Here is a 23358-nt window from a genome sequence, read left to right as displayed (position 1 = left end):
CCGCCCGGTCTTACGGAGGACAGCGCTGATGAACCGCCCTTCGCACCCCGACGCCCTGCTCCACGACACCGCGAGCGGACTCGACTATCGCATCCGCCCGATCTGCGAGGGCAGGACGCGAGGGATCGTCGTCCTGCTGCATGGCGTGGGCGGCAATGAAGCAAATCTGATGGGCGTCGCTCAGGCGCTTCCCGAAGATCTGCTGGTGGTGCTGCCAAGGGGACCACTGACGCTGGGCCCGGGTCAGCATGGGTGGTTCCAGGTCGCGTTCAGTGCCGAAGGCCCGCGCATCAATCCGCAGCAGGCCGAGTCCGCCCGCCTTCAGCTTCTCGCGCTGCTGGGGTCACTCCAGGCCAGCACGGGAACCCTGCCGGGCCACACGCTCGTGGCCGGCTTCAGCCAGGGCGGGATCATGAGCGCCAGCATCGCCCTCACGTCGCCCTGGAGCGTGGCAGGCTTCGGCATCCTGTCAGGACGCATCCTGCCCGAAATCGCCTCGCAGACGGCACCTCTGCCTGCGCTGACCCACCTGCAGGCCTTCATCGGCCACGGTGACCGTGACGCGACCTTGCCCTCGTTCTGGGCCGACCGCGCTGAAACACTGATGAAGGATCTCGCCATTCACACTCGCGCACGGCGCTATCCCGCGGCACATGAAATCACCCGCGAGATGCTGGAAGACTTCGTTCAGTGGGCGGACGCCCTGCTGCATCCGGAAGCCGTCCGGCTCAGTCTGGGTGACGAAACGCTGGAGCTGACGGCGGACGGGCGCAGCTTCGCGCTCGCCGCTGGCGCGCGCCTGATTGCACAGAGGCATTTCCATCACTCACCGCCGACTCCAGTCGAACTGGAGAACGCCATCCAGGACGTGGAAGACGCGTTGACGCCAGCCTGGAAGCACGTCAGGGCTTACGCGCTGGAGACGACGGACCGCTGGCCCGGTGCGCTGGCCGCATTCGCCGGACAAAGCGGTCCGGAAATCGACCGCGAAACGGTGGAAGCCTGCTTCAACCGCCTCGCAGCGCTGAGCGAAGGGCGTCCGCTGGCGCAGGACCCGCTGCCTGAAGACCCTCTGTTTGCGGCGCGCCTGCTGGTATTGCGGGAGCTGATGCACCACCTCGATTTCACGGTTCTCCGGACCGTCTGAACGCTCGCCGGGCCGGCGCCAGATCAGGAATGCGACAGTCTGTCGCCCGCTTGCAGCCAAAACCCCCATTTCGCGAAGGTTTGCCCTTAGAATTCGCGCTCTTGCATTCATCGACAGCGCAAACCGACCGTGAGCATCAAGTCTGACAAGTGGATCCGCCGCATGGCGGAACAGCACGGCATGATCGAACCTTTCGCACCGGAGCTCGTGCGCGAGGCGAACGGCCACAAGATCGTGTCATACGGCACCTCGAGCTACGGTTACGACATCCGCTGCGCCGATGAATTCCGCGTCTTCACGAACATCAATTCGACCATCGTCGACCCGAAGAACTTCGACCCGCAGTCCTTTGTCGAAGTCTCCGGCAAGGGCTACTGCGTGATTCCGCCGAATTCCTTCGCGCTTGCGCGAACGATGGAATACTTCCGCATCCCGCGCTCCGTGCTGACCGTGTGCCTGGGCAAGAGTACCTATGCACGCTGCGGCATCATCGTGAACGTCACGCCTTTCGAGCCGGAATGGGAAGGTCATGTGACGCTCGAATTTTCCAACACCACGCCCCTTCCCGCGAAGATCTACGCGGGTGAAGGCTGCGCCCAGGTGCTTTTCTTCGAGTCCGACGAGGTCTGCGAGACCTCCTACAAGGACCGCGGAGGCAAGTACCAGGGACAGGAAGGCGTGACCTTGCCGAAAATCTGACGCCTATCGACGACCGTTTTCCGCCTGATCGGGGCCGCAACAAGCTGATGCTTGGCGGCCCCTTGTACTTGGTGCTTTACATTCCGTAACCCGGCGGCCACACACTTCAGGCCGCAGCTGCCTGCCGGGCAGCATCCAGCCAGACAGGAAATGCCATGCGCTTCCATTTTCCGATCATCATCATCGACGAGGACTTCCGCTCGGAAAACACCTCGGGCTTCGGTATCCGCGCGCTCGCCAAGGCGATCGAGGCCGAGGGATCCGAGGTTGTCGGGGTCACCAGCTACGGCGACCTTTCCTCTTTTGCCCAGCAGCAGAGCCGGGCGTCCGCGTTCATCCTGTCGATCGATGACGAGGAGTTCACCTCGGATGAAGCCGACGAAACGATCGCCGAGCTGCGTGCCTTCGTCGAGGAGATCCGCTTCCGCAATGCAGACATCCCCATCTTCCTGCATGGCGAGACGCGCACTTCACGCCACATCCCGAACGACGTGCTGCGCGAGCTGCACGGCTTCATCCACATGTTCGAGGACACGCCCGAGTTCATCGCCCGCTATGTCGTGCGCGAAGCGAAGGCCTATCTCGAATCGCTGGCCCCGCCCTTCTTCCGCGCGCTGACCCACTATGCAGCGGACGGCTCGTACTCCTGGCACTGCCCGGGCCACTCCGGCGGCGTAGCATTCCTGAAAAGCCCGGTGGGCCAGATGTTCCACCAGTTCTTCGGCGAAAACATGCTGCGCGCCGACGTCTGCAATGCCGTCGACGAACTCGGCCAGTTGCTCGACCACACCGGCCCGGTGGCGGCCTCAGAGCGCAATGCCGCGCGCATTTTCCACGCCGACCACCTGTTCTTCGTCACCAACGGCACCTCGACTTCCAACAAGATCGTGTGGAACTCGACAGTGGCCCCGGGCGATATCGTGGTGGTCGACCGCAACTGCCACAAGTCGATCCTGCACAGCATCATCATGACCGGCGCAATCCCGGTCTTCCTGATGCCCACGCGCAACCACTACGGCATCATCGGGCCGATCCCGAAGAGCGAGTTCAAGTGGGAAAACATCCAGAAGAAGATCGCGAGAAATCCCTTCGCGCTGGACAAGAGCGCCAAGCCGCGCGTGCTGACCATCACCCAGAGCACTTATGACGGCGTGCTCTACAACGTGGAAGAAATCAAGGAAGAGCTCGACGGCAGGATCGACACGCTTCACTTCGACGAAGCCTGGCTGCCGCACGCGGCTTTCCACGATTTCTATGGCGACTACCACGCGATCGGCGAGGATCGCCCGCGCTGCAAGGAGTCGATGGTGTTCTCCACCCAGTCGACCCACAAGCTGCTCGCCGGCCTCTCGCAGGCTTCGCAGATCTTGGTGCAGGACTCGCAGTCGCGTCACCTCGACAAGGACCTCTTCAACGAGGCCTATCTGATGCACACCTCGACGAGCCCGCAGTATTCGATCATCGCGTCCTGCGACGTTGCCGCCGCAATGATGGACGCTCCCGGCGGCACCGCGCTGGTCGAGGAATCCATCGCCGAAGCAATGGAGTTCCGCCGTGCGATGCGCAAGGTTGACGAGGAGTGGGGCACCGACTGGTGGTTCAAGGTCTGGGGGCCGGACTACCTCGCCGAAGAAGGCATGGGCGAGCGCGAAGACTGGATGCTCAAGGCCAACGACCGCTGGCACGGCTTCGGCAATCTGGCCGAAGGCTTCAACATGCTGGACCCGATCAAGGCCACGATCATCACTCCGGGGCTGGATGTAGACGGCAGCTTTGCGGACGCCGGCATCCCGGCCGCGATCCTGACCAAGTACCTGGCCGAGCACGGCATCATCGTCGAGAAGTGCGGGCTGTACTCCTTCTTCATCATGTTCACGATCGGCATCACCAAGGGCCGCTGGAACACGCTGGTGACCGAACTGCAGCAGTTCAAGGACGCCTACGACAGCAACAGCCCGCTCTGGCGAGTGATGCCGGAGTTCATCGCGAAGAACCACCGCTACGAGAAGCTGGGCCTGCGTGACCTCTGTCAGCAGATCCATGACGTATACAAGGCGCGGGACGTCGCGCGGCTGACCACCGAGATGTATCTCTCGGACATGGTGCCGGCCATGCGCCCCACCGATGCGTGGTCGATGATGGCTCACCGCAAGATCGAGCGCGTGTCGATTGACGATCTCGAAGGCCGCGTTACCGCCATGCTCGTCACGCCCTACCCGCCCGGCATTCCGCTGCTGATCCCCGGCGAGGTTTTCAACAAGACCATCGTTGACTACCTGAAGTTCGTGCGCGAGTTCAACGAGCATTTCCCGGGCTTCGAGAGCGACTGCCACGGGCTCATCAAGGAAATGCGCGACGGCAAACTGCAGTACTGCGTGGACTGCGTCAAACCTGACGCCGTCTGAAAAACAGGACGGGGCGCCGCGGCGCCCCGTTTTTTCGTCTCCGTCAGCTCAGCGACTGAAGATGTACTTGAACTGGAAGACCACCGCGCCGTCGACATAGGGCTTGATCGTCGGCACCACGTAGATCTGGGTCGCCAGTCGCTCCCCGCGCCACTCCAGCGTGGGCATCAGCGTGCCGATGACGGCCGACTTGTGATAGCCCGTCATCAGGCCGCCAGAGAGGCCCGCCCTGAAACCGGCGCCGAGGGTCCAGGGATACCAGTTGGCAAGCCCGTAGAACGTTGCCCGCCGGATGCTGTTCTTGTACACGCCGGCAGACCACGACAATTCATCACTCCAGTCGCGCTCATAGCCCAGGCCGTAGTTGAACTCATTGTGGCCCAGGTCCCGCTCGAAGTGATAGGACGCGCCCCCGACACTGATCATTTCCGCTGCACTGGCCGGTGTCACCATGCTCAATGCCATGAGCGCCACACCCCATCCGGTTGTTTTCTTCATCCTCTCCCCCTTTGAGTCGAGGATTGTAGCCGAGCACGCCCCGCCCTTAATGCCGCAGAATCCGCTCCTGCAGCGGAGCGGTTTTTGGCAGAATGTGTGCAGTGCAGCATCAACCTGGACAGGGGCCCGAGATGAAGCGCGTCGTATTCAACCAGAAAGGTGGCGTCGGCAAGTCCACCATCACCTGCAATCTCGCCGCCATTGCCGCCTCGACCGGGCTGCGCACCCTGGTGGTCGATCTCGACCCTCAGGGCAATTCCACTCACTACCTGCTTGGCGCCGAAGCCGGCTCGGCCAGCCCGGACCTCGCCGATCTGTTCGACCAGACCCTGGCCATCCGCTTCGAGTCGCGTCCGGCGCTGGACTACGCCCTGCCCTCTCCGTTCGAGAAGCTCTCGGTCATGGCCTCCTCCCCCCGCCTGGAAGAGCTCATGAGCAAGCTCGAGTCCCGTCACAAGATCTACAAGCTGCGTGACGCACTTGATGAGCTCGCCACGGACTTCGACTGCATCTACATCGATACGCCGCCTGCGCTGAATTTCTACACGCTCTCCGCCCTGATCGCCGCCGAGGGCTGCCTGATCCCGTTTGACTGCGACGATTTCTCGCGCCGCGCCCTGTATGCGCTGCTCGACAGCGTCGAGGAGATCCGGGCCGATCACAACGAGGCGCTGCAGGTCGACGGCATCGTAGTGAATCAGTTCCAGCCGCGCGCCAGCTTGCCCCGGCAGCTGGTTCAGGAGCTGCTGGACGAAGGCCTGCCCCTGCTGCCGACCTACCTGTCGTCCTCCGTACGCATCCGGGAGAGCCACCAGCTCGCCCGTCCGATGATCCACATGGATCCCCGCCACAAGCTCACCCGCGAGTTCATTGCATTGCACGAGCGGCTCGCCCGCTGAATCAGGCGCCGGAGACCGTCTCCGGACTGCTATAATTGCTCCTTTTTTCAGCAGCTTTCATGCGGATTTACAGGGGCATCCGGGCAGGAACCAGTGAGCCATGCGTCCTCACCATCGGCAATTTCGATGGTGTGCACCTTGGACACAAGGCGTTGCTTGAGCGCACACGCGAGAAAGCTGCCGAACTCGGCCTGCCGGCTACCGTGCTGTGTTTCGAGCCTCACCCTCGCGAATTCTTCGCGCCGGAGAGCGCACCGCCCCGGCTGTGCAGCATGTGGCGCAAGATGGCGCTCCTGCAGGCCGCCGGCGTGGACCAGATCTGCATGCAGCGCTTCGACGGGGCCTTTGCCGCACTCGATGCGCAGGACTTCATCCAGCAGGTCATCGTTGAAGGCCTGCAGGCACGACACCTGATCATCGGTGACGACTTCCGCTTCGGTCGCGGCCGTGGTGGCGATCTCACCATGCTGCAGGCCGCCGGTCAGGCTGCGGGCTTTACGGTCGAAGCAATGGGCACCCAGGAGGTGGCCGGCGAACGCGTGTCGAGCTCCGCCGTCCGTGCCGCGCTGCAGGCTGGCGAAATCGAACACGCCACGCGGCTTCTGGGCGAGCCCTTCGTGGTCGAAGGCTGGGTTCAGCATGGTGACAAGATCGGGCGCACGATCGGCTTCCCGACGGCGAACATCCGCATGCGCCAGGAGACCTTGCCGCTGTCGGGCATCTTTGCGGTGACCGTCGATGGCGGGCCGTTGCGCCACGCGGTGGGTGCAGCCAGCATCGGCTATCGCCCCACGATCGCGGCAGGCCTGTCGCTGCGCGTCGAGGTTTTCATCCTCGATTTCTCGGGCGACCTGTATGGCGAGAAGCTGTCGGTCCGCTTCTGGCACAAGCTGCGGGATGAAAAGAAATACGAGTCGCTCGAGGCCCTCAAGGCCGCGATCGGCAAGGATTGTGATGATGTACGCGCGTGGTTCGCCACGCACCTGGAATATCTGAGCTTGCGAGACACAAATGGCTGATTACAAGCAGACCCTGAACATGCCTGACACCCCCTTCCCGATGCGCGGCGATCTGCCCAAGCGCGAACCGGGCTGGGTGCAGCAATGGCAGCAGAAGAAGCTCTACGAAAAGATCCGCAAGGCCAGCGCCGGCCGGCCCCGCTTCGTGTTGCACGACGGCCCGCCGTATGCCAACGGCAATATCCACATCGGCCACGCACTGAACAAGATCCTCAAGGACATCATCATCCGCTCGAAGACCCTGGCCGGCTTCGACGCGCCCTACGTGCCGGGCTGGGACTGCCACGGCCTGCCGATCGAACACAAGATCGAAGTCACCCACGGCAAGAACCTGCTCGCCGACAAGGTGCGCGAGCTGTGCCGCACCTACGCCGCCGAACAGATCGAAGGCCAGAAGAAGGACTTCATCCGCCTGGGCGTGCTGGGCGAGTGGGACAATCCCTACAAGACCATGGCTTTCCCGAACGAGGCCGGTGAAATCCGTGCGCTCGCGACGATGGTCAAGAACGGCTGGGTCTTCAAGGGGCTGAAGCCGGTGAATTGGTGTTTCGACTGCGGCTCGGCGCTGGCTGAAGCCGAGGTCGAGTACGAAGACAAGAAGTCGGACGCGATCGATGTCGCCTTCACCTGTGCCGTGCCGGATCAGCTCGCCGTGGCGTTCCGCCTGGATTCGCTGCCCAAGCCCGCCGCCGTGGTCATCTGGACAACCACCCCGTGGACGATTCCCGCCAATCAGGCACTGAACATCCATCCGGACCACAAGTACGCGCTGGTCGACGTGGGCGATCGCCTGCTGGTGCTGGCGGAGGAGCTGGTTGAAAGCTGCCTGAAGCGCTACAAGCTGCAGGGCGAGATCATTGGCAAGGCCGAGGGCACGCGCCTGGCCGGCATCACTTTCCGCCACCCCTTCTACGACCGCGTGGCACCGGTCTATCTGGCGGATTATGTCGGCGTGGACGCCGGCACCGGCATCGTGCATTGCGCCCCGGCCTACGGCGCGGAAGACTTCCAGGTCTGGCGCGCGAACGGCCGTGGCTTTGACGAGATCCTGAACCCGGTGCAGGGCAATGGCGTGTATGTGCCGAGCCTCGAATTCTTCGGCGGCCAGTTCATCTGGAAGGCCAACCCGAACATTGTTGCCAAGCTTGAAGAAGTCGGCGCCCTGCTGCGCCACGAAACCATCTCGCACAGCTACATGCACTGCTGGCGCCACAAGACGCCGGTGATCTACCGTGCCACCGCGCAGTGGTTCGTGGGCATGGACCACAAGCCGGACGGCACGACCTCCCTGCGTGAGCGCGCGCTGCAGGCCGTGGAAGACACCGCCTTCTTCCCTGCCTGGGGCAAGCCGCGCCTGCACGCGATGATCGCCGGCCGGCCGGACTGGTGCATCTCGCGTCAGCGCAACTGGGGCGTGCCGATTCCCTTCTTCCTGCACAAGGAAACCGGGGAGCTGCATCCGCGTACCGTCGAGCTCATGGAGATCGTGGCCCAACGCGTCGAAACCGAAGGCATCGAAGCCTGGTTCAAGCTGGACGCCACCGACCTGCTCGGCGCGGAAGCAGCGCACTATGACAAGGTCACCGACACACTCGACGTGTGGTTCGACTCCGGCACTACCCATGCCCATGTCATGCGCGGCTCGCACAAGGCACAGCATGCCTTCCCGGCCGACCTGTATCTGGAAGGCTCGGACCAGCACCGTGGCTGGTTCCACTCCTCCTTGCTGACCGGCTGCACCATCGATGGCCGCGCGCCTTACAAGGCGCTGCTGACCCACGGCTTCGTGGTCGATGCGCAGGGCCGCAAGATGAGCAAATCGCTCGGCAACACCGTGGTGCCGCAGGAAGTGACCGACAAGATGGGTGCTGAAATCCTGCGCCTGTGGGCTGCCTCCACCGATTACTCGGGTGAAGTCTCGATCGGCAAGGAAATCCTCGACCGCGTGGTGGAAACCTATCGCCGCGTGCGCAACACCCTGCGTTTCCTGCTCGCCAACACCGCCGACTTCAAGTTCGAAACGGATGCGGTGGCTGCCGAGCAGCTCTTCGAAATCGACCGCTACGCGCTGGCGCTGACGAAGAGCCTGGCCGAGGCTGCGGAAGCCGACTACGCGAAGTACGAGTTCCACCGCGTGGTGCAGGCGCTGCAACTCTTCTGCTCGGATGATCTGGGCAGTTTCTACCTCGACATCCTCAAGGACCGCCTCTACACCAGCGCCACCGGTTCGGTTGCACGCCGCTCGGCGCAGACCGCGCTGTGGCACATCACCCAGACGCTCGTGCGCCTGATGGCACCGATCCTTTCCTTCACGGCAGAGGAAGCCTGGGCGGTGATGAGCGGCGACGCGGAAGACTCGGTGATGCTGCACAGCTTCCACACGCTGCCGGAGATGCCTGCCGACGAAGCCCTGGCAAGCCGCTGGACGACGATACGCGCCGTGCGTGCAGAGGTCATGAAGGAAATCGAAGCCGTACGCACCGCCGGCCAGGTCGGCGCTTCGCTGCAGGCAGAAATCACCGTGCATGCGGCCGGCGAAAAATTCGCCGCGCTCGCCGCGCTCGGGGATGACCTGCGCTTCGTGTTCATCACCTCAAGCGCCAGCGTGGCGGAAGTGGCCTCGGAAGCCGACGAGAAAATCATCGTCACCCCGTCGTCCCACCAGAAGTGCGGCCGCTGCTGGCACTACCGCGCCGATGTGGGTCGCAATCCCGAGCATCCAGAGCTGTGCGGCCGGTGCGATGACAACCTGCACGGCGCGGGTGAAGCACGGAGCCACGCATGAAGCGCTTTGCAGGCTGGGTGCTGCTCGCACTCGGCGTGATCGGGCTGGACCAGTGGAGCAAGCTCACCGTTTTGCAGTATTTCGCTGAATGGGAATCGCGGCCGGTCACGGATTTTTTCAATCTGGTGCTGGTCTACAACCCCGGTGCGGCTTTCAGCTTTCTGGCGAACCATGCCGGCTGGCAACGCTGGTTCTTCGTGATTCTGGCGGCGGTCATCTCGGCCTGGCTGTTGCGCCTGATCTGGATTCACCGCAGCGAGCGTCTGCAACCCGCGGCCTTCGCCCTGGTCGTCGGGGGCGCGATCGGCAATGTCGTCGATCGGCTGGTCTGGGGCAAGGTGGTGGATTTTCTGGACTTCCACCTGGCCGGCCATCACTGGCCCGCCTTCAACCTGGCGGATTCGGCGATCTGCCTCGGCGTGATCCTGATGATCACCGCCCAGATGCTCGAGAGTCGCGAAGCGAAACAGAACGCTGAACAGAAAGCAGGCAAGCCCCAATGAAAACCATCCAGCCCGACAGCCTTGTGACCCTCAACATCCGCATAGCGGACGCCGAGACGTCCACGGTGATGCACTCCACTTTCGAAGCAACGCCGCTGACCCTCAAGTTCGGCGCAGGCGAACTGATGGCATCCATCGAGCAGCGCATGCTCGGACTGCAGGAAGGCGTTCAGCAGAGCTTCGACCTGCAGTCCGGCGAAGCCTTCGGGGCCTATCGCCGCGAACTGGTCGAGCGCGTGGCGCGCGAACACATCCCGGCCGAAATGAACATCCAGGCCGACACGGTCTATGCCTTCCCCGCGCCGGACGGCAGCAGCTACCCCGGGCTCGTGCGGGAACTCACCGACAGCTACGCCCTGGTCGACTTCAACCATCCGCTGGCCGGCCGCTCCGTGCGCGTGGATGTACAGGTTGTCGGCGTGATCTGATTGACGGGCCGGAAAGCCCTTCAGCCCCTTTCCGGCTCACCACAGGAAACCGAACATGAGCAACTCCGAAATCCTTCTCGCCAACCCGCGCGGCTTCTGTGCCGGCGTCGAGCGTGCCATCGCGATCGTCGAGCGCGCCATTGCCCTGCATGGCGCGCCGATCTATGTGCGCCATGAAGTGGTGCACAACAAGTTCGTGGTGGAAGATCTCAAGGCCAAGGGCGCTGTTTTCGTCGAGGAACTGGACGAGGTTCCGGCGGGTGCCACCCTGATTTTTTCGGCACACGGTGTGCCGCTGGATGTGCGTCGCGCAGCCGATGCGCGCGGACTTCGCGTGTTCGACGCGACCTGCCCGCTCGTGACCAAGGTGCACGTGGAAGTCTCGAAGATGCGGGACGCCGGTCGCGAGATCGTGATGATCGGCCACAAGGGTCACCCGGAAGTGGAAGGCACGATGGGCCAGGCCGAATCCGGCATGTATCTCGTGGAATCGGTCGAAGACGTGGCCGCGCTGCAAGTCGCCAATGAAGGCATGCTGGCTTACGTGACCCAGACGACGCTGTCGGTCGACGACGCGCAAGTGATCGTCGATGCACTCAAGGCGCGATTCCCGGCCATCGTCGGCCCGAAGAAGGACGACATCTGCTACGCCACCCAGAACCGCCAGGACGCCGTGAAATTCATGGCGCCGCAAGTCGATCTGGTGATCGTGGTCGGCTCGAAGAACAGCTCCAACTCGAACCGGCTCCGCGAGGTTGCGGCGCTGCGCAATGTGCCGGCCTATCTCGTCGACAATGCCGGCGACCTGGATCCGGCCTGGCTGCAGGGACGCCGCCGCATCGGCGTGACGGCGGGCGCCTCCGCGCCCGAAGTACTCGTTGATGAAGTGATCGAGCGCCTCAAGGCGCTTGGCGCGGGCAGCGTGCGACCGCTCGACGGCGCGATCGAGAACATCACCTTCCCGATTCCGCGCGAACTCCAGCCGGAGAGTTGAACCGGCAAGACAGGCGGCCTGCAGAGGCCGTCTGTCCCGTCGCGAGACGGCAGCATTTTCTGACCACCAGCGCTGCTATCATCGAAAACAGCGATCAATCCTGGGGACGTACCCATGTTCGGACGGTTCATGCCGCGTGAAGGCCGTTTCTTTGACCTCTTCAATGCCCAGGGCGAGCATGTGGTGGCGGCTGCCCGGCAACTGCAGGCGCTGGTCGATGCCGGCCCGGGGGACATGGCGGCCATCGTCGCGGCCATCGATGAAATCGAGACCGCGGGTGACAAGACCACGCGGAACACCTCCAACCTGCTCCATACCACCTTCACCACGCCCTTCGACCGCGATGCCATCCATGCGCTGGTCAACAAGATGGATGACATCATCGACTCGGTGCAGGACGTGGCCGAAGCGATCAGCCTCTACAACATCCGCCGTCTCACCCCGGAAGCAGCCCAGCTCGCCCAGCTGACCTATTCCTGCACCGAGCGGGTCCGCCAGATGGTCAAGCTGCTCGACAACCTCGAGCAGTCCGCCGACATCCTGCACAGCTGCCGCGAAATCGAGCGCATCGAGCAGGAGTGCGACCGGGTGATGCGAACCGCGCTGGCCCGCGTCTTCCGCGACGAGCGCGACGCCCTCCAGGTCATCAAGATGAAGGCGGTCTACGAGGGGCTCGAACGCATCACGGATCATTGCGAGCAGGTCGGCAAGATCGTTGAAGGCCTGATCCTGGAGAACGCCTGAGCAGCATGGAAGCCTTCCACGCCAGTCTTGCCGTCATCGCCTTCCTGATTGCGCTGACGATCGTTTTCGATTTCCTCAACGGTTTTCACGACGCAGCGAACTCGATCGCAACGGTGGTCACCACCGGCGTTCTCAAGCCGCATCAGGCAGTGATCTGGGCGGCCTTCTTCAACTTCGCCGCGATCTTCGTGTTCCACCTCAGCGTGGCCAGCACGATCGGAACCGGCATCGTGAATCCGGCCTTCGTTGATCAGTACGTCATTTTCGGCGCGCTGGTGGGCGCCATCAGCTGGAACATCCTGACCTGGTATTTCGGCATTCCGTCGAGTTCGTCCCATGCGCTGATCGGTGGCATTGTCGGCGCCACGCTCGCCAAGGCGGGTACCGGCCCGCTGATCTGGCATGGCATCGGCAAGACGCTTGCCTTCATCGTGATCTCACCCCTCCTGGGGCTGCTGCTGGGTTCGGTCATGATGCTGGCCATTTCCTGGGTCTGTATCAGGCAGACGCCGAGCCGGGCAGACCGCTGGTTCCGTCGGCTGCAACTGGTTTCTGCCGGCGCGTACAGCCTCGGGCATGGCGGCAATGATGCACAGAAAGCCATCGGCATCATCTGGCTGCTGCTGCTCTCGGGCGGCTATCTGCAGCAGGGCGAGGCTTTGCCGGGCTGGGTGATCGTGGTGAGCTACGGTGCCATCGGACTGGGTACGCTCTTCGGAGGCTGGCGCATCGTCCGTACCCTGGGACGTGGCATTACCAAGCTCAAGCCGGTGGGCGGCTTCTGTGCGGAAACCGGTGGCGCAATCAGCCTGTTCGCTGCCTCGATGCTGGGCATCCCGGTGTCGACGACCCACACCATCACCGGAGCCATCATCGGTGTCGGCTCCGCCCATCGCGTATCTGCCGTACGCTGGGGCCTGGCACGCAACATTGTGTGGGCCTGGATCCTGACCATCCCCTGCTGCGGTCTGATTGCCGCCGCGTCCTGGTGGGTCGGTCGCCAGTTGTTCTGAGAGCCGCCGCGTTTCAGCCGCCCTGGATGGCGTGCATGCGGCCGAAGTGGCCCGTTTCGCGCCGCGCCAGTTCTTCGAAGCTGCCTTCCTCCACAATCTGCCCGTGCTCGAAGACGAGAACGCGGTCGGCCTGACGCAAGGTGCTGATGCGATGCGCAACGATGATCAGCGTGCGGTCGGGCGCATGCTCTGCCATGAGCGCTTCCGTCACCCGGCTTTCGGTCACCGAATCCAGCGCTGAGGTGGCTTCGTCCATCAGCAGGATCGGTGCGTCACGACAGATCGCGCGGGCAATACCGACACGCTGACGCTCGCCACCGGAGAGCGCGTAGCCCTTCTCGCCGACCATGGTGTCCAGCCCGCCAGGCAGCCTCGCCAGCAATTCGTCCAGACAGGCGATGCGGCAGGCGCTCGCCAGGAGCTCCGCACTCACTTCCCGCATCATCGTGATGTTATCCCGCAGCGAGAAGTTGAAGAGCTCAGTCTCCTGCAGCACGACCGCCACGCGGTTGGTCAGCGCTTCATGCCGGATCCGGGCGACCGGCACGCCGCCGATCGACAGTTCGCCTTTCTCAAGGTGATAAAGACCCAGCATGAGCTTGATGAGCGTCGACTTGCCGGATCCCGAATGCCCGGCAATTCCAAGCACCTGCCCCCGCGGAATGCTCAGTGACAGGGGGCCGACCGCCGGCTTGTCCCCGTACCTGAAACTGGCGTCCTGCAAGCGTATGGCATCCCACTCGGCGGGAAATTCCAGCCTGCCCTTCTCCTGCGGATTGCGTCCCCAGAAGATGGACATCATCCTGCCGAGATTCGACTTGCGCTCGATCATCAGCTGGATCTTGTCGGTGAAGTCCACCGACGCGTCCCGCAAACGGTCGAAATAGGCGGCATAGGTCAGGAAGAAGCCGGGCAGCAGATGACCGTGCATCACCATCCAGCCGATGACGAGCAGGAAAGCGCCCCAGCAGATGCTGTTGTGGATCTGGAAGCACATCCACTTCGTATTGGACAGACGCAGCCTCTGGTAGGACAGGCTTCTCGCCAGTTCTTCGCGCTGGGACACCGTGCTGGTCATCTTGCCGGAAGCGCCCAGCGCCTTGACGGCGAGGATGTTGGAAGCGCTTTCGACGAAGCTGCCACTGGCATTCTCGATGGATTTGTTGATGCTGTCGGAGAGCAGCGAGATGCGGCGATCAAACCAGGACTCGATGCTGATCAGCACCCCGAGATACCAGGCGAAGAAAAGGATGAATGCAGGGTGAAGCAGCATGCACGCAATCAGCGAGCCCACGAAAGCAGCGAAGGCCGAGCTCAGGCTGTTGACCATGTCGCCGGTCCATTCGCGGACGGCTTCGGAACCGGTAATGATCCGCTGCGCCTTGTTGCCCGTGCTTTCCTGCTGATGCCAGCTCAGGGAGTAGTCGAGCAGTCGCTCGAAACCCCACACTTTGGCGCGGTAGCGGGCGTTGAGGCTGATGCCGCCGAGGACGCGTTTGGACGACAGCCTTATCATGGCGACCACTGCATGGCTGCCCGCCAGGATCGCGATGAGCCCCACCAGGTGGCTCACTGCAGGACGCGCAGCCGGGTCGGCTGCCGCATAGGCAATCAGGAAGTTGGCAGACATTCCGATCAGCAGCGGCGGCAGCATCGTGTAGAACATCACGGCCAGCAGCACCGCGAGGAAAAACAGGTATTGCCAGCGCTCTTCAGCGAGAAAGAACCAGAGCGCGCGGGGCAGATCGGAAAAGCGGAAGCTGTCGGCCGACTGTTGCATGAATCTGTACCGGAGCGGGAACTCAAGCGCGAAATTATAGGCTTGCGCGCCAGACACTGATTGACCTGTGCCAGCTGACGGACGTGGCGGGCACATTCTCATGACCTTTTGGAAAGCGCCGGGGGGCGCATAGCGGAGATCGGGACGACAAGATGGCCAGACAGAAAAACACTCCCCAGGCAGCAGCAACTGCCTCCATGCCAGGCCAGCCTGCCGGCGTACCGGGCCAGCCGGCGGGTACGCTTGACCGCGTTTCGGACAGGCTCGACCGGGTGGGCGACCGTATCCCGGAAGCGCTGAAAACACCGCTGTGCATGCTCATCGTGCTGATCCTCGGCCTGGTGATGTACTTCGCCGGTCGGGCCGAGCCGACCCATGCTTTCTGGGACGAGAACTATCACATCACCTCGGCCGAGCGTTATCTCGCCGGTGTCGGCCAGCTCGAGCCGCATCCGCCGCTGGGCCTGATGCTGATCGCACTGGGAGAAAAGCTCACCTCGCCGAATGCGGCAATCGACAAGACGCCGCTACTCGCCGACAAGTACATCAATGGCGACAACATCCCGCAAGGATTCTCGTTTGCCGGCATGCGCCTGATGCCCAGCCTGTTCGGCGCGCTGGGCGCCCTGCTCTTTCTCGGCCTGATGATCGAGCTGACCGGCAGCCGGCTGACCGGCCTGCTCTTCTCCACGCTCTACCTGTTCGAAAACGCCTGGATCGTGCATTTCCGCGCGGTGCACCTCGACAGCTTCCAGATGTTCTTCTGCATCGGCACGCTCTGGATCTTCCTGCGCATGTGGAAGCAGCAGACCGCGCTGCGGGCAGGTCAGTACATCGGCATGGCCGCGCTCTGCGGCCTGGGGATCATGGTCAAGATCAACGCGGCCATGCTGCTGATCCTTTTCCCGATCATCTACTTCAAGGACGCAGGCACCCGCGCACGCGGCTTCCGCTGGGGCGAGCAGCTTCGGCACTTCGGCATCAAGGCCGGCAGCTCGGTGCTGACGGTGCTGGCCGTCACCGCAGTCGTGTTCGCGCTGCATGCGCTGATCGGGTCGAAGCCGGTACCGGCCGGCTCCTCCGGCAACACCGACAACGAATTCATGTCGCAGACCTACAAGGACTACCTCGGCCAGCGCAGCAGCCTCGGCCCGTCAACGCTGCTGGCGATCACCGATGACTACTTCAAGTTCATGGACCACGATCACAAGGGCGTGCCCAAGCTTGACGTCTGCAAGCCGGGCGAAAACGGCTCGCACCCGCTGCACTGGCCGATCCACGACAAGACCATCAACTACCGCTGGGATTCGGCGGACGGCTTCACGCGCTATGTACAACTCGTCGGCAACCAGGTGAGCTGGTATCTGGGCCTGGCAGCCGTGCTGCTGTCTTTCCTGACAGTTGCCAACCGGCGCCTCTTCAACATCGACGCGGGCAGCGGGCGCAGCTATGCGCTGATCGAGGTCTTTACCGGGCTGTATGTGGTGTTCATGCTGCTGCACCTCTACCTCGGCGCCCAGCGCGTGATGTATCTCTATCACTACTTCATCGGCCTGCTGATCAGCTATCTGCTGATCGTGCTGAACTGGCAGAACCTGTGCGAGTTCCACAAGCTCGGCCAGGGCATGCGCCGGCTCAGCGCGCTGATCATCGCGGTGGCCATCCTGGTCAGCGGCATCTTCTTCCTGCCGCTCTCGAACCACTGGCCGCTCAACAAGGACCAGTGCGAGCGCCGCAACATCTTCAGCCACATCGTGAGCTGTCAGGGCTGAGGGTGGCAGGCTCCGCCCGCTCCGGCCGCCAACCGGCGACAGAGCGGGCGCATTTCGGCTCAAGCACCGCCAGAGTGTGACGAAATAAACATCATGCGTACGCTACGGGCAGCCCTTTCAGGCCGCACCGGGCGGAGACTGATAAAGTTGCGCCCTAGCCGAAAGTGCAAGTCATGCCCTATATCCGACGTTCTCCCCAAGGTGAAATCGCGGCGCTTCTGAACGAAGCCGCGCCGGACGCGACAGAGTTCCTGCCCGCCACCGCCCCCGAAGTCTGCCGATTCCTCGGCACTCCCGCCGCAGAGGCGTTCAACGGACTCGACTCCGACTTCATCCGGGTCATGGAAGACCTGATCGACGTCATGCTCGACAAGGGCCTGCTGCGGCTGACCGATCTGCCCGCTGAAGCCCAGCGCAAACTGCTCGCTCGCAAGGACATGCGCAGGCAGATGCAGGGCGCATTGCGTCTGCTTGATGACAGCGACGTGATCTGAGCCATGGAGATTTCGCACCCGATGAGCTCGAACGACACGGTCTGGCAGCCGCCCGAACACGCTCTGCATGCCGACCCCCTGCTTGAATGCCTGACCCAGCTCACCCGCATTCACGGCAATCCCTGGACGGCGGAAGCCCTCGGCGCGGGGCTGCCCCGCGCCGCCGATCTGCTGCCGCCCTCCCAGTTTCCGCGCGCGGCAGCCCGGGCGGGCCTCAAGGCCCGCCTGCTGCGCCAGTCGCCCGAGGCGCTCAGCAATCGTCTGCTGCCGGCCGTGCTGCTGATGCACAACCGTCGCGCCGCACTGCTGGTGGGGCGTACCGACGCCGGCGGCTACCGCATCTGCCTGCCCGAGGCGATCGAATCGGCGGTTGAGATGAGCGGCGAAGAGCTGGCCCCGATGCTCACCGGCGTGGTCATCATCGTGCAGCCCAAGTTCCGCTTCGACGCCCGTGCACCCCAGGTCAGCAAGCTGCGGGGCGAGCACTGGTTCTGGAGCGCGATGTTCAGCAACTGGCGCCTGTATCGGGACGTCATGGCAGCCGCGCTGCTGGTCAATATCTTCGCGCTGGTCATGCCGCTGTTCTCGATGAACGTGTATGACCGCGTCGTACCCAACAAGGCCATCGAGACCCTCTGGGTGCTGGCCATCGGTGCGCTGCTGATCCTCTTCTTCGATTTCGCCCTGCGCACGGTTCGCGCCTTCATCATCGACGTTGCCGGCAAACGCGTGGACGTGATCCTCTCGGCCCGGATCATGGAACGCGTGCTCGGTGTGCAGCTCTCCTCCCGCCCGATCTCGGTGGGATCCTTTGCCGCCAACCTGCGGGCCTTCGAGGGCGTCCGCGATTTCATCGCCTCGGCCACCGTCACCGCACTGATCGACCTACCCTTCGTCTTCATCTTCATTCTGGTGCTGCTCTGGATCTCCCCCCTGCTGCTGATTCCCACGATCGTCGGCATGGCGCTGATCCTGCTCGCCGCCCTGGTCACGCAGAGCAAGATGCACGAGCTGACCGAAACAACCTACCGCGCTTCGGCTCAGCGGAACTCCGGACTCATCGAAAGCCTGGTCGGTCTGGAGACGATCAAGACGCTCGGCGCCGAAAGCGAAATGCAGCGCCGCTGGGAACGCGCCACGCTCTTCATCGCACAGGTGAGCGCCCGCACCCGCCTGCTGTCCTCCTCCACCATGGGTTTTGCCCAGGCCGTGCAGCAGGCCGTCAATATTTTCACGATCATCATCGGGGTCTATCTGCTGTCCGACAACGAGATCTCGATGGGTGCGGTCATTGCAGCCAGCATGATTTCGGGTCGGGCGCTGGCACCGCTGGGACAGGTGGCGGGGCTGATGATGCAGTTCCAGCACGCCCGCACCGGCCTCATGTCGGTGGACAGCCAGATGGTGCTGCCGGTCGAGCGCCCCGAGGAAAACGCCTTCCTGCACCGCCCGCATCTGCAGGGCGACATCGAGTTCCGGGATGTCAGCTTCGCCTACCCCGGCAGCGAGCAGCTGGCGCTGCGCAAGGTGTCGTTCCGGATCAGCGCGGGCGAGAAGGTCGGCATCATCGGCCGCGTCGGCTCGGGCAAAAGCACCCTGGAAAAGCTGATTCTCGGCCTCTACCCCCCGAAAGAAGGCGCGGTGCTGGTCGATGGCATCGACGCCCGCCAGATTGATCCTGCCGAGCTCAGACGCGCCATCGGTTTCGTACCGCAGGACATCACGCTGTTTTTCGGCAGTCTCAAGCAGAACATCATGATGGGCGCACCGCTGGCGACCGACGCCTCCATCCTCGCGGCCGCCAATCTGGCCGGCGTGACCGAGTTTGCCAACGCGCATCCGAAGGGTTTCGACATGCTGATCGGCGAGCGCGGCGAGTCACTTTCCGGCGGACAGCGGCAGGCGGTCGCGATTGCGCGCGCGGTGCTCTCGGAGCCGCCCGTGCTGCTGCTCGACGAACCGACCAGCAGCATGGATCACCAGTCGGAGGACCAGCTCAAGCAGCGCCTGCGTGGCTACGCCGCCTCGCGCACGATGATTCTGGTGACACATCGCACTTCGCTGCTCGAACTTGTCGACCGCCTCATCGTGATCGACAACGGCACTGTGGTGGCAGACGGCCCGAAGGCGCAAGTGGTTGAAGCCCTGCAGCATGGCCGGATCGGGAGGGCTTCGTGATGGCCGTCTTCCGCACATTGCTGGCCAGCGCCTCGGCGCTCTATGACAAGGCCATGAATTACGCCGAGCGGCGCGAAATCCACAGTGATGACGACTTCGCGGCCGACGCGGAATGGCTCATCGACGAGCAGTCCCCGCGCGGCGCACGCGTGGCGGTCTGGACCTCGCTGGTCGCGCTCTTCGTGCTGATCGTCTGGGCGGCGCTGGCCGAGATCGACGAAGTCACCAAGGGCCAGGGCAAGGTCATCCCCTCGCGTCAGCTGCAGATCGTGCAAAGTCTCGACGGTGGCATGGTGTCGGAAATCCTGGTGCACGAAGGTCAGCAGGTGAAGCAGGGGCAGTTGTTGCTGAGGATCGACCCGACCCGCTTCATGTCGAACCTGAAGGAGAACCGCGCTGAATACCTGGCCCTGCTGGTGAAGTCGGCCCGGCTCGAAGCGACGGCCGAAAACAGGCCCTTCTCCGCGCCGGCTGACGCAGCGGCAGAGATTCCGCAGATCGTGGAGCAGGAACGCGCCTATTACGAATCCATGCGTGTCGAGCTCGCGAACAACGTCGGCATCGCCCAGCAGCAACTCGCCCAGCGCGGCCAGGAACTCAAGGAAGTCCGCGCCAAGCGCGAATCGGCCGAACAGGGCTACCAGCTCACCCGCCAAGAGCTGGACAAGACCCGCCCGCTGACGCGGACGGGCGCCGTGTCCGACGTTGAACTGCTGCGTCTGGAGCGCGAGGTTTCCCGCTACAAGGGCGATCTGGACATGGCCAACGCGCAGATCCCGCGCCTGGAGTCCGCAATGAACGAGGCCCAGCGCAAGATCCAGGAGGCGGAGCTCACGATCCGCAACCGGGCCAGGATGGAGCTCTCTGAAGTCAATTCCCGCCTGGGCAAGCTCTCGGAAGGCAGTGTTGCGCTGCAGGACAGGGTCAAGCAATCCGAGATCCGCGCGCCGGTCAATGGCACGGTCCGGCAGTTGCTGGTCAATACCGTCGGCGGCGTGGTTCAGCCGGGCAAGGAAGTCATCGACATCGTGCCGAGCGACGACGCGCTGCTGCTCGAAGCCCGCGTATTGCCCCGCGACATTGCCTTTCTGCGTCCGGGCCAGAAAGCGCTGGTCAAGTTCACCGCCTACGACTTCTCGATTTATGGCGGTCTGGAAGCACGACTCGAGCAGATCGGCGCAGACTCGATCACGGACGACAAGGGCAACTCCTACTACGTGATCCGGGTGCGCACCGACAAGAGCGTGATCGGTGAGGAGAAGCTCCCGATCATTCCCGGCATGGTGGCCGAAGTCGACATCCTCACCGGCAAGAAAACCATCCTTTCCTACCTGATGAAACCGGTATTGCGTGCCCAGGCGAATGCGCTGAGGGAACGCTGAATCCATGACCCAAAGAACTGTTCATGTCCTGACCGACGACGATGCCCTCTTCCAGCGTTTCATGCGCTTGGGGGACGTCTGGTCGGTATTGCGATTGCAGGGCCCCGAGCGCCTCGACGCATTGCCTGCGGAAAGCCTGGTCGTCCTGGATACCGCCTGTGCCGGCCTCGCCGCGACAGCGCTGGAGCAATGGCAGGCCTGGTCGGCCCGCTTGCTTGCGGTGGTGGTCAGCAGCATGCCGACGGACGACGAAGGGCTCTACTTCCTTGATGCCGGGGCGTCCGGCTACAGCCATGCCTACGCGGCAGAAGTCACGCTTCGCCAGATCCTCGATGTGGTGGTCAGCGGCGAGAAGTGGGTGGGAAAGAGTCTGCTCAACCGCCTGCTGGCCGGGCTGCAGCAGGCGCGGGAAAACCATACGGACAAGCGTACGGTACTGCTCACCGGACGCGAGCGCGAAGTGGCGCTGCTCGCTGCCAAGGGGCAATCCAACCAGCTCATTGCCGAAACGCTGCAGATCACCGAGCGCACGGTAAAAGCCCATCTGAGCGCCGCTTTCGAGAAACTCCAGGTGTCTGACCGGCTTCAGCTTGCACTGAAAATCCACGGCATTCCGCACTGAGCGCTTTCCGCATTTACACAACGAGTGCGAAAAAAATCACACGCGTAGACACTTTCTGACAAAAATCCACAAAGCCCTGTACACAAGGACAATGTGCCCCAAGGGCATGCCACGTAGATTCCGCCGATCAATAATGAAAACGGCATTCTGCGAAAACCATGGCAATCCCCAACAGCGCAGCGGTTCTCCCCCATGTAGCAAGCATTCTGCGGATCGACGGCAAAGCCTACCTCCGCGACGCAACCGGTCTTCTCCAGCCGCTCAAGGCGGGTGACGAGATCCGGGAGGGCCAGCAGTTCGTGGTAGCCGCCGACGGGGGGATGGAGCTGCGCCTGGCCGACGGGGAAACTATCGCCGTCGGAGGGGGGCGCGAGATTCTCGCAGACCGCGAGTTCCTGAGGCAGGAGCCCGTCGAGGGCATCGATGCCGCAGTCAAGGCCCTTGCAGGCACCGAGGCCGAACGGGTCATCGCCTCGCTCAACGCTGGCCGGGATCCGCTGGCAGACCTCGATCCCACCGCAGCCGGTCTCTCGGGAAGCGATGGCAGCAATGCCGGCCACAGCTTCGTCCGGGTCCTCAGGATCGCCGAAGAGCTGAGCGGCCAGTCATTCGAGTTCAGCTCGGCCGCCGCAGCGCAGGAGCTCGCGCTCCCCGAGACGAGCCAACCGGACATCCAGGCCGAAGCCCCGGCAGCTGCCGATCCGGCCACACCACCGGTCGCCGCCACCCTCAGCCTTTCAAGCTCGGCCACGACGGTCACGGAAGGCGGCTCGGTCGTCTACACCGCCACCGTGAGCAGTCCGGTCACTGGCACACCGCTGATCCTCACGCTGTCCAATGGCCAGACGATCACCATTCCGGTCGGCAGCACCAGCGGCTCCAGCGCGCCCTATGCCGTGCGGGGCGACGATGTGTACGCCCAGGGCGACCAGACACTGAGCATTTCAGTCTCGAGCAGCTCGGGCGGCGGCTTTTCGACCCTCGACACCAGCGCAAGCTCAGCGACGGCCAACACCACGGTCCAGGACGACACAGACCTCACCACCGTCAGCCTCTCGGCCAGCAGCACGGCAGCCGAAGGCGGCACGATTACCTACACCGCGAGCCTGGATCACGCCGCAGCCACGCCGGTGACCGTTGCGCTGTCGAACGGCAGCAGCATCACGATTGCGGCCGGTGCCACCACCGGCTCGGTCAGCGTCCCCGCTCCGTCCGATGATGTGTATGTCGACGCGGGCAACACCAGTGTCACCATCACCGGTACCAGTGGCGGCGGCTTCGAACGCCTGGTCGCGAGCAGCACCCCGGCGGTGACCGCAGTGAGCGATACGATCGACACCACCAGCGCCACGCTGACCGCCTCCTCCTCGGTGGCCGAAGGCAGCACCATCACCTACACGGTGACCCTCGCGAGTGTCGTGACCGGTTCGGACGTGACGGTCAAGCTCGTCAATGGCGAGACGATCACCATTCCGGTCGGAAGCTCGTCCGGCAGCGTCACCACCGCCACGGCCGACAATGCCTATACCGGCTCGTCTGTCGTCACCAACCACATCGACACGATCTCGGGCGGCAACTTCGAGAGTCTGGTCGCCGACAAGACGGCCGTCACGACCACCGTCACCGATGAAGCGACGCCGGACGCGACGACCGTGACCCTCACGGCCTCCGCCACGGCCGTCACCGAAGGCGGTTCGGTGGTCTATACCGCCAGCGTCGATCATCCGGTCACCGGCAGCCCGCTGGTGATCTCGCTCTCCAATGGCCAGAGCATCACCATTCCGGTCGGCAGCTCCTCCGCTTCCAGCGCGCCGTATGCGGTGCGCGCGGACGATGTGTATGCCCAGGGCGACACGGCACTGAACGTCTCCATCACCGGCACCGCCGGTGGCCAGTACGAGGCGCTCACCACGACGTCCTCCGTCTCGACCACCGTGTCGGATGACACGGACATCACGACCGTGTCGATCACGGGCTCGGGCAGCGTCAATGAAGG

At 63.5% G+C, this 23358-nt stretch carries 19 protein-coding genes; 17 read left to right on the top strand and 2 right to left on the bottom strand.

The window, feature by feature from the left end; all coding sequences use genetic code 11:
• The first annotated feature begins 28 nt into the window (after positions 1-28).
• The 3 genes from ABDB87_RS15390 (at position 29) to ABDB87_RS15380 (ending at position 4251) form a co-directional block, all read left to right on the top strand.
• A complete protein-coding gene (locus tag ABDB87_RS15390) occupies positions 29-1147 on the top strand; it encodes a hypothetical protein (protein WP_345928654.1) in 1119 nt (372 codons plus the stop codon).
• A 129-nt stretch (positions 1148-1276) separates the two neighbouring features.
• Positions 1277-1846 (top strand): dCTP deaminase, encoded by a 570-nt coding sequence (gene dcd, locus ABDB87_RS15385; protein WP_345928652.1) that lies wholly within the window; start codon positions 1277-1279, stop codon positions 1844-1846.
• A 155-nt stretch (positions 1847-2001) separates the two neighbouring features.
• Positions 2002-4251, top strand: coding sequence for an Orn/Lys/Arg family decarboxylase (locus ABDB87_RS15380; RefSeq protein ID WP_345928651.1), 2250 nt, complete (start codon positions 2002-2004; stop codon positions 4249-4251).
• Between the two features lie 48 nt (positions 4252-4299).
• Here ABDB87_RS15380 and ABDB87_RS15375 read toward each other — a convergent pair whose 3' ends face one another.
• Positions 4300-4749 (bottom strand): hypothetical protein, encoded by a 450-nt coding sequence (locus tag ABDB87_RS15375; RefSeq protein WP_345928649.1) that lies wholly within the window; start codon positions 4747-4749, stop codon positions 4300-4302.
• Positions 4750-4880: 131 nt separating this feature from the next.
• On the opposite strand from ABDB87_RS15375, the gene ABDB87_RS15370 reads away from it, so the two are divergent.
• The 8 genes from ABDB87_RS15370 (at position 4881) to ABDB87_RS15335 (ending at position 13134) form a co-directional block, all read left to right on the top strand.
• Positions 4881-5648, top strand: coding sequence for a ParA family protein (locus ABDB87_RS15370; protein WP_345928647.1), 768 nt, complete (start codon positions 4881-4883; stop codon positions 5646-5648).
• Between the two features lie 59 nt (positions 5649-5707).
• Entirely contained in the window at positions 5708-6667 is a 960-nt protein-coding gene (locus ABDB87_RS15365) for a bifunctional riboflavin kinase/FAD synthetase (protein ID WP_345928645.1), read from the top strand.
• Complete coding sequence (gene ileS / locus ABDB87_RS15360; protein ID WP_345928643.1) at positions 6660-9452, top strand: isoleucine--tRNA ligase; 2793 nt, start codon at positions 6660-6662, stop codon at positions 9450-9452. The genes ABDB87_RS15365 and ileS overlap by 8 nt, the downstream gene beginning before the upstream one ends.
• Positions 9449-9955, top strand: a complete 507-nt coding sequence (gene lspA / locus ABDB87_RS15355) for a signal peptidase II (RefSeq protein WP_345928641.1) — start codon at positions 9449-9451, stop codon at positions 9953-9955. Before ileS ends, lspA begins: the two co-directional genes overlap by 4 nt.
• Entirely contained in the window at positions 9952-10383 is a 432-nt protein-coding gene (locus ABDB87_RS15350; protein WP_345928639.1) for an FKBP-type peptidyl-prolyl cis-trans isomerase, read from the top strand. Before lspA ends, ABDB87_RS15350 begins: the two co-directional genes overlap by 4 nt.
• A gap of 55 nt (positions 10384-10438) precedes the next feature.
• Positions 10439-11377, top strand: a complete 939-nt coding sequence (gene ispH / locus ABDB87_RS15345) for a 4-hydroxy-3-methylbut-2-enyl diphosphate reductase (RefSeq protein WP_345928637.1) — start codon at positions 10439-10441, stop codon at positions 11375-11377.
• Between the two features lie 114 nt (positions 11378-11491).
• Positions 11492-12121 carry a DUF47 domain-containing protein gene (locus ABDB87_RS15340; RefSeq protein WP_345928635.1) on the top strand — a complete coding sequence of 210 codons (630 nt, stop codon included), beginning with the start codon at positions 11492-11494 and terminating at the stop codon, positions 12119-12121.
• A 5-nt stretch (positions 12122-12126) separates the two neighbouring features.
• Positions 12127-13134, top strand: coding sequence for an inorganic phosphate transporter (locus tag ABDB87_RS15335; protein ID WP_345928633.1), 1008 nt, complete (start codon positions 12127-12129; stop codon positions 13132-13134).
• A gap of 13 nt (positions 13135-13147) precedes the next feature.
• Here ABDB87_RS15335 and ABDB87_RS15330 read toward each other — a convergent pair whose 3' ends face one another.
• Positions 13148-14914, bottom strand: a complete 1767-nt coding sequence (locus ABDB87_RS15330; RefSeq protein ID WP_345928631.1) for an ABC transporter ATP-binding protein — start codon at positions 14912-14914, stop codon at positions 13148-13150.
• 197 nt (positions 14915-15111) lie between these two features.
• Between ABDB87_RS15330 and ABDB87_RS15325 the strand changes: the two genes are divergently transcribed.
• The 6 genes from ABDB87_RS15325 to ABDB87_RS15300 all read left to right on the top strand — a co-directional run.
• Positions 15112-16686, top strand: a complete 1575-nt coding sequence (locus ABDB87_RS15325) for a phospholipid carrier-dependent glycosyltransferase (RefSeq protein ID WP_345928629.1) — start codon at positions 15112-15114, stop codon at positions 16684-16686.
• 173 nt (positions 16687-16859) lie between these two features.
• Complete coding sequence (locus ABDB87_RS15320) at positions 16860-17180, top strand: hypothetical protein (RefSeq protein ID WP_345928627.1); 321 nt, start codon at positions 16860-16862, stop codon at positions 17178-17180.
• Between the two features lie 21 nt (positions 17181-17201).
• Complete coding sequence (locus tag ABDB87_RS15315) at positions 17202-19358, top strand: type I secretion system permease/ATPase (RefSeq protein WP_345928625.1); 2157 nt, start codon at positions 17202-17204, stop codon at positions 19356-19358.
• Positions 19358-20740: an HlyD family type I secretion periplasmic adaptor subunit gene (locus tag ABDB87_RS15310; RefSeq protein ID WP_345928883.1), complete on the top strand. Its 1383-nt coding sequence runs from the start codon at positions 19358-19360 to the stop codon at positions 20738-20740. Before ABDB87_RS15315 ends, ABDB87_RS15310 begins: the two co-directional genes overlap by 1 nt.
• Before the next feature lie 4 nt (positions 20741-20744).
• Complete coding sequence (locus ABDB87_RS15305) at positions 20745-21362, top strand: helix-turn-helix transcriptional regulator (protein WP_345928624.1); 618 nt, start codon at positions 20745-20747, stop codon at positions 21360-21362.
• A 158-nt stretch (positions 21363-21520) separates the two neighbouring features.
• The coding region (locus ABDB87_RS15300; RefSeq protein WP_345928621.1) for a retention module-containing protein at positions 21521-23358 on the top strand (1838 nt) is incomplete at its 3' end.

Source organism: Uliginosibacterium paludis (genome assembly GCF_039631355.1).
GTDB lineage: Bacteria > Pseudomonadota > Gammaproteobacteria > Burkholderiales > Rhodocyclaceae > Uliginosibacterium > Uliginosibacterium paludis.
Note: the sequence above shows the minus strand (reverse complement) of the source record. Positions and strands in the feature narration are given on the sequence as shown.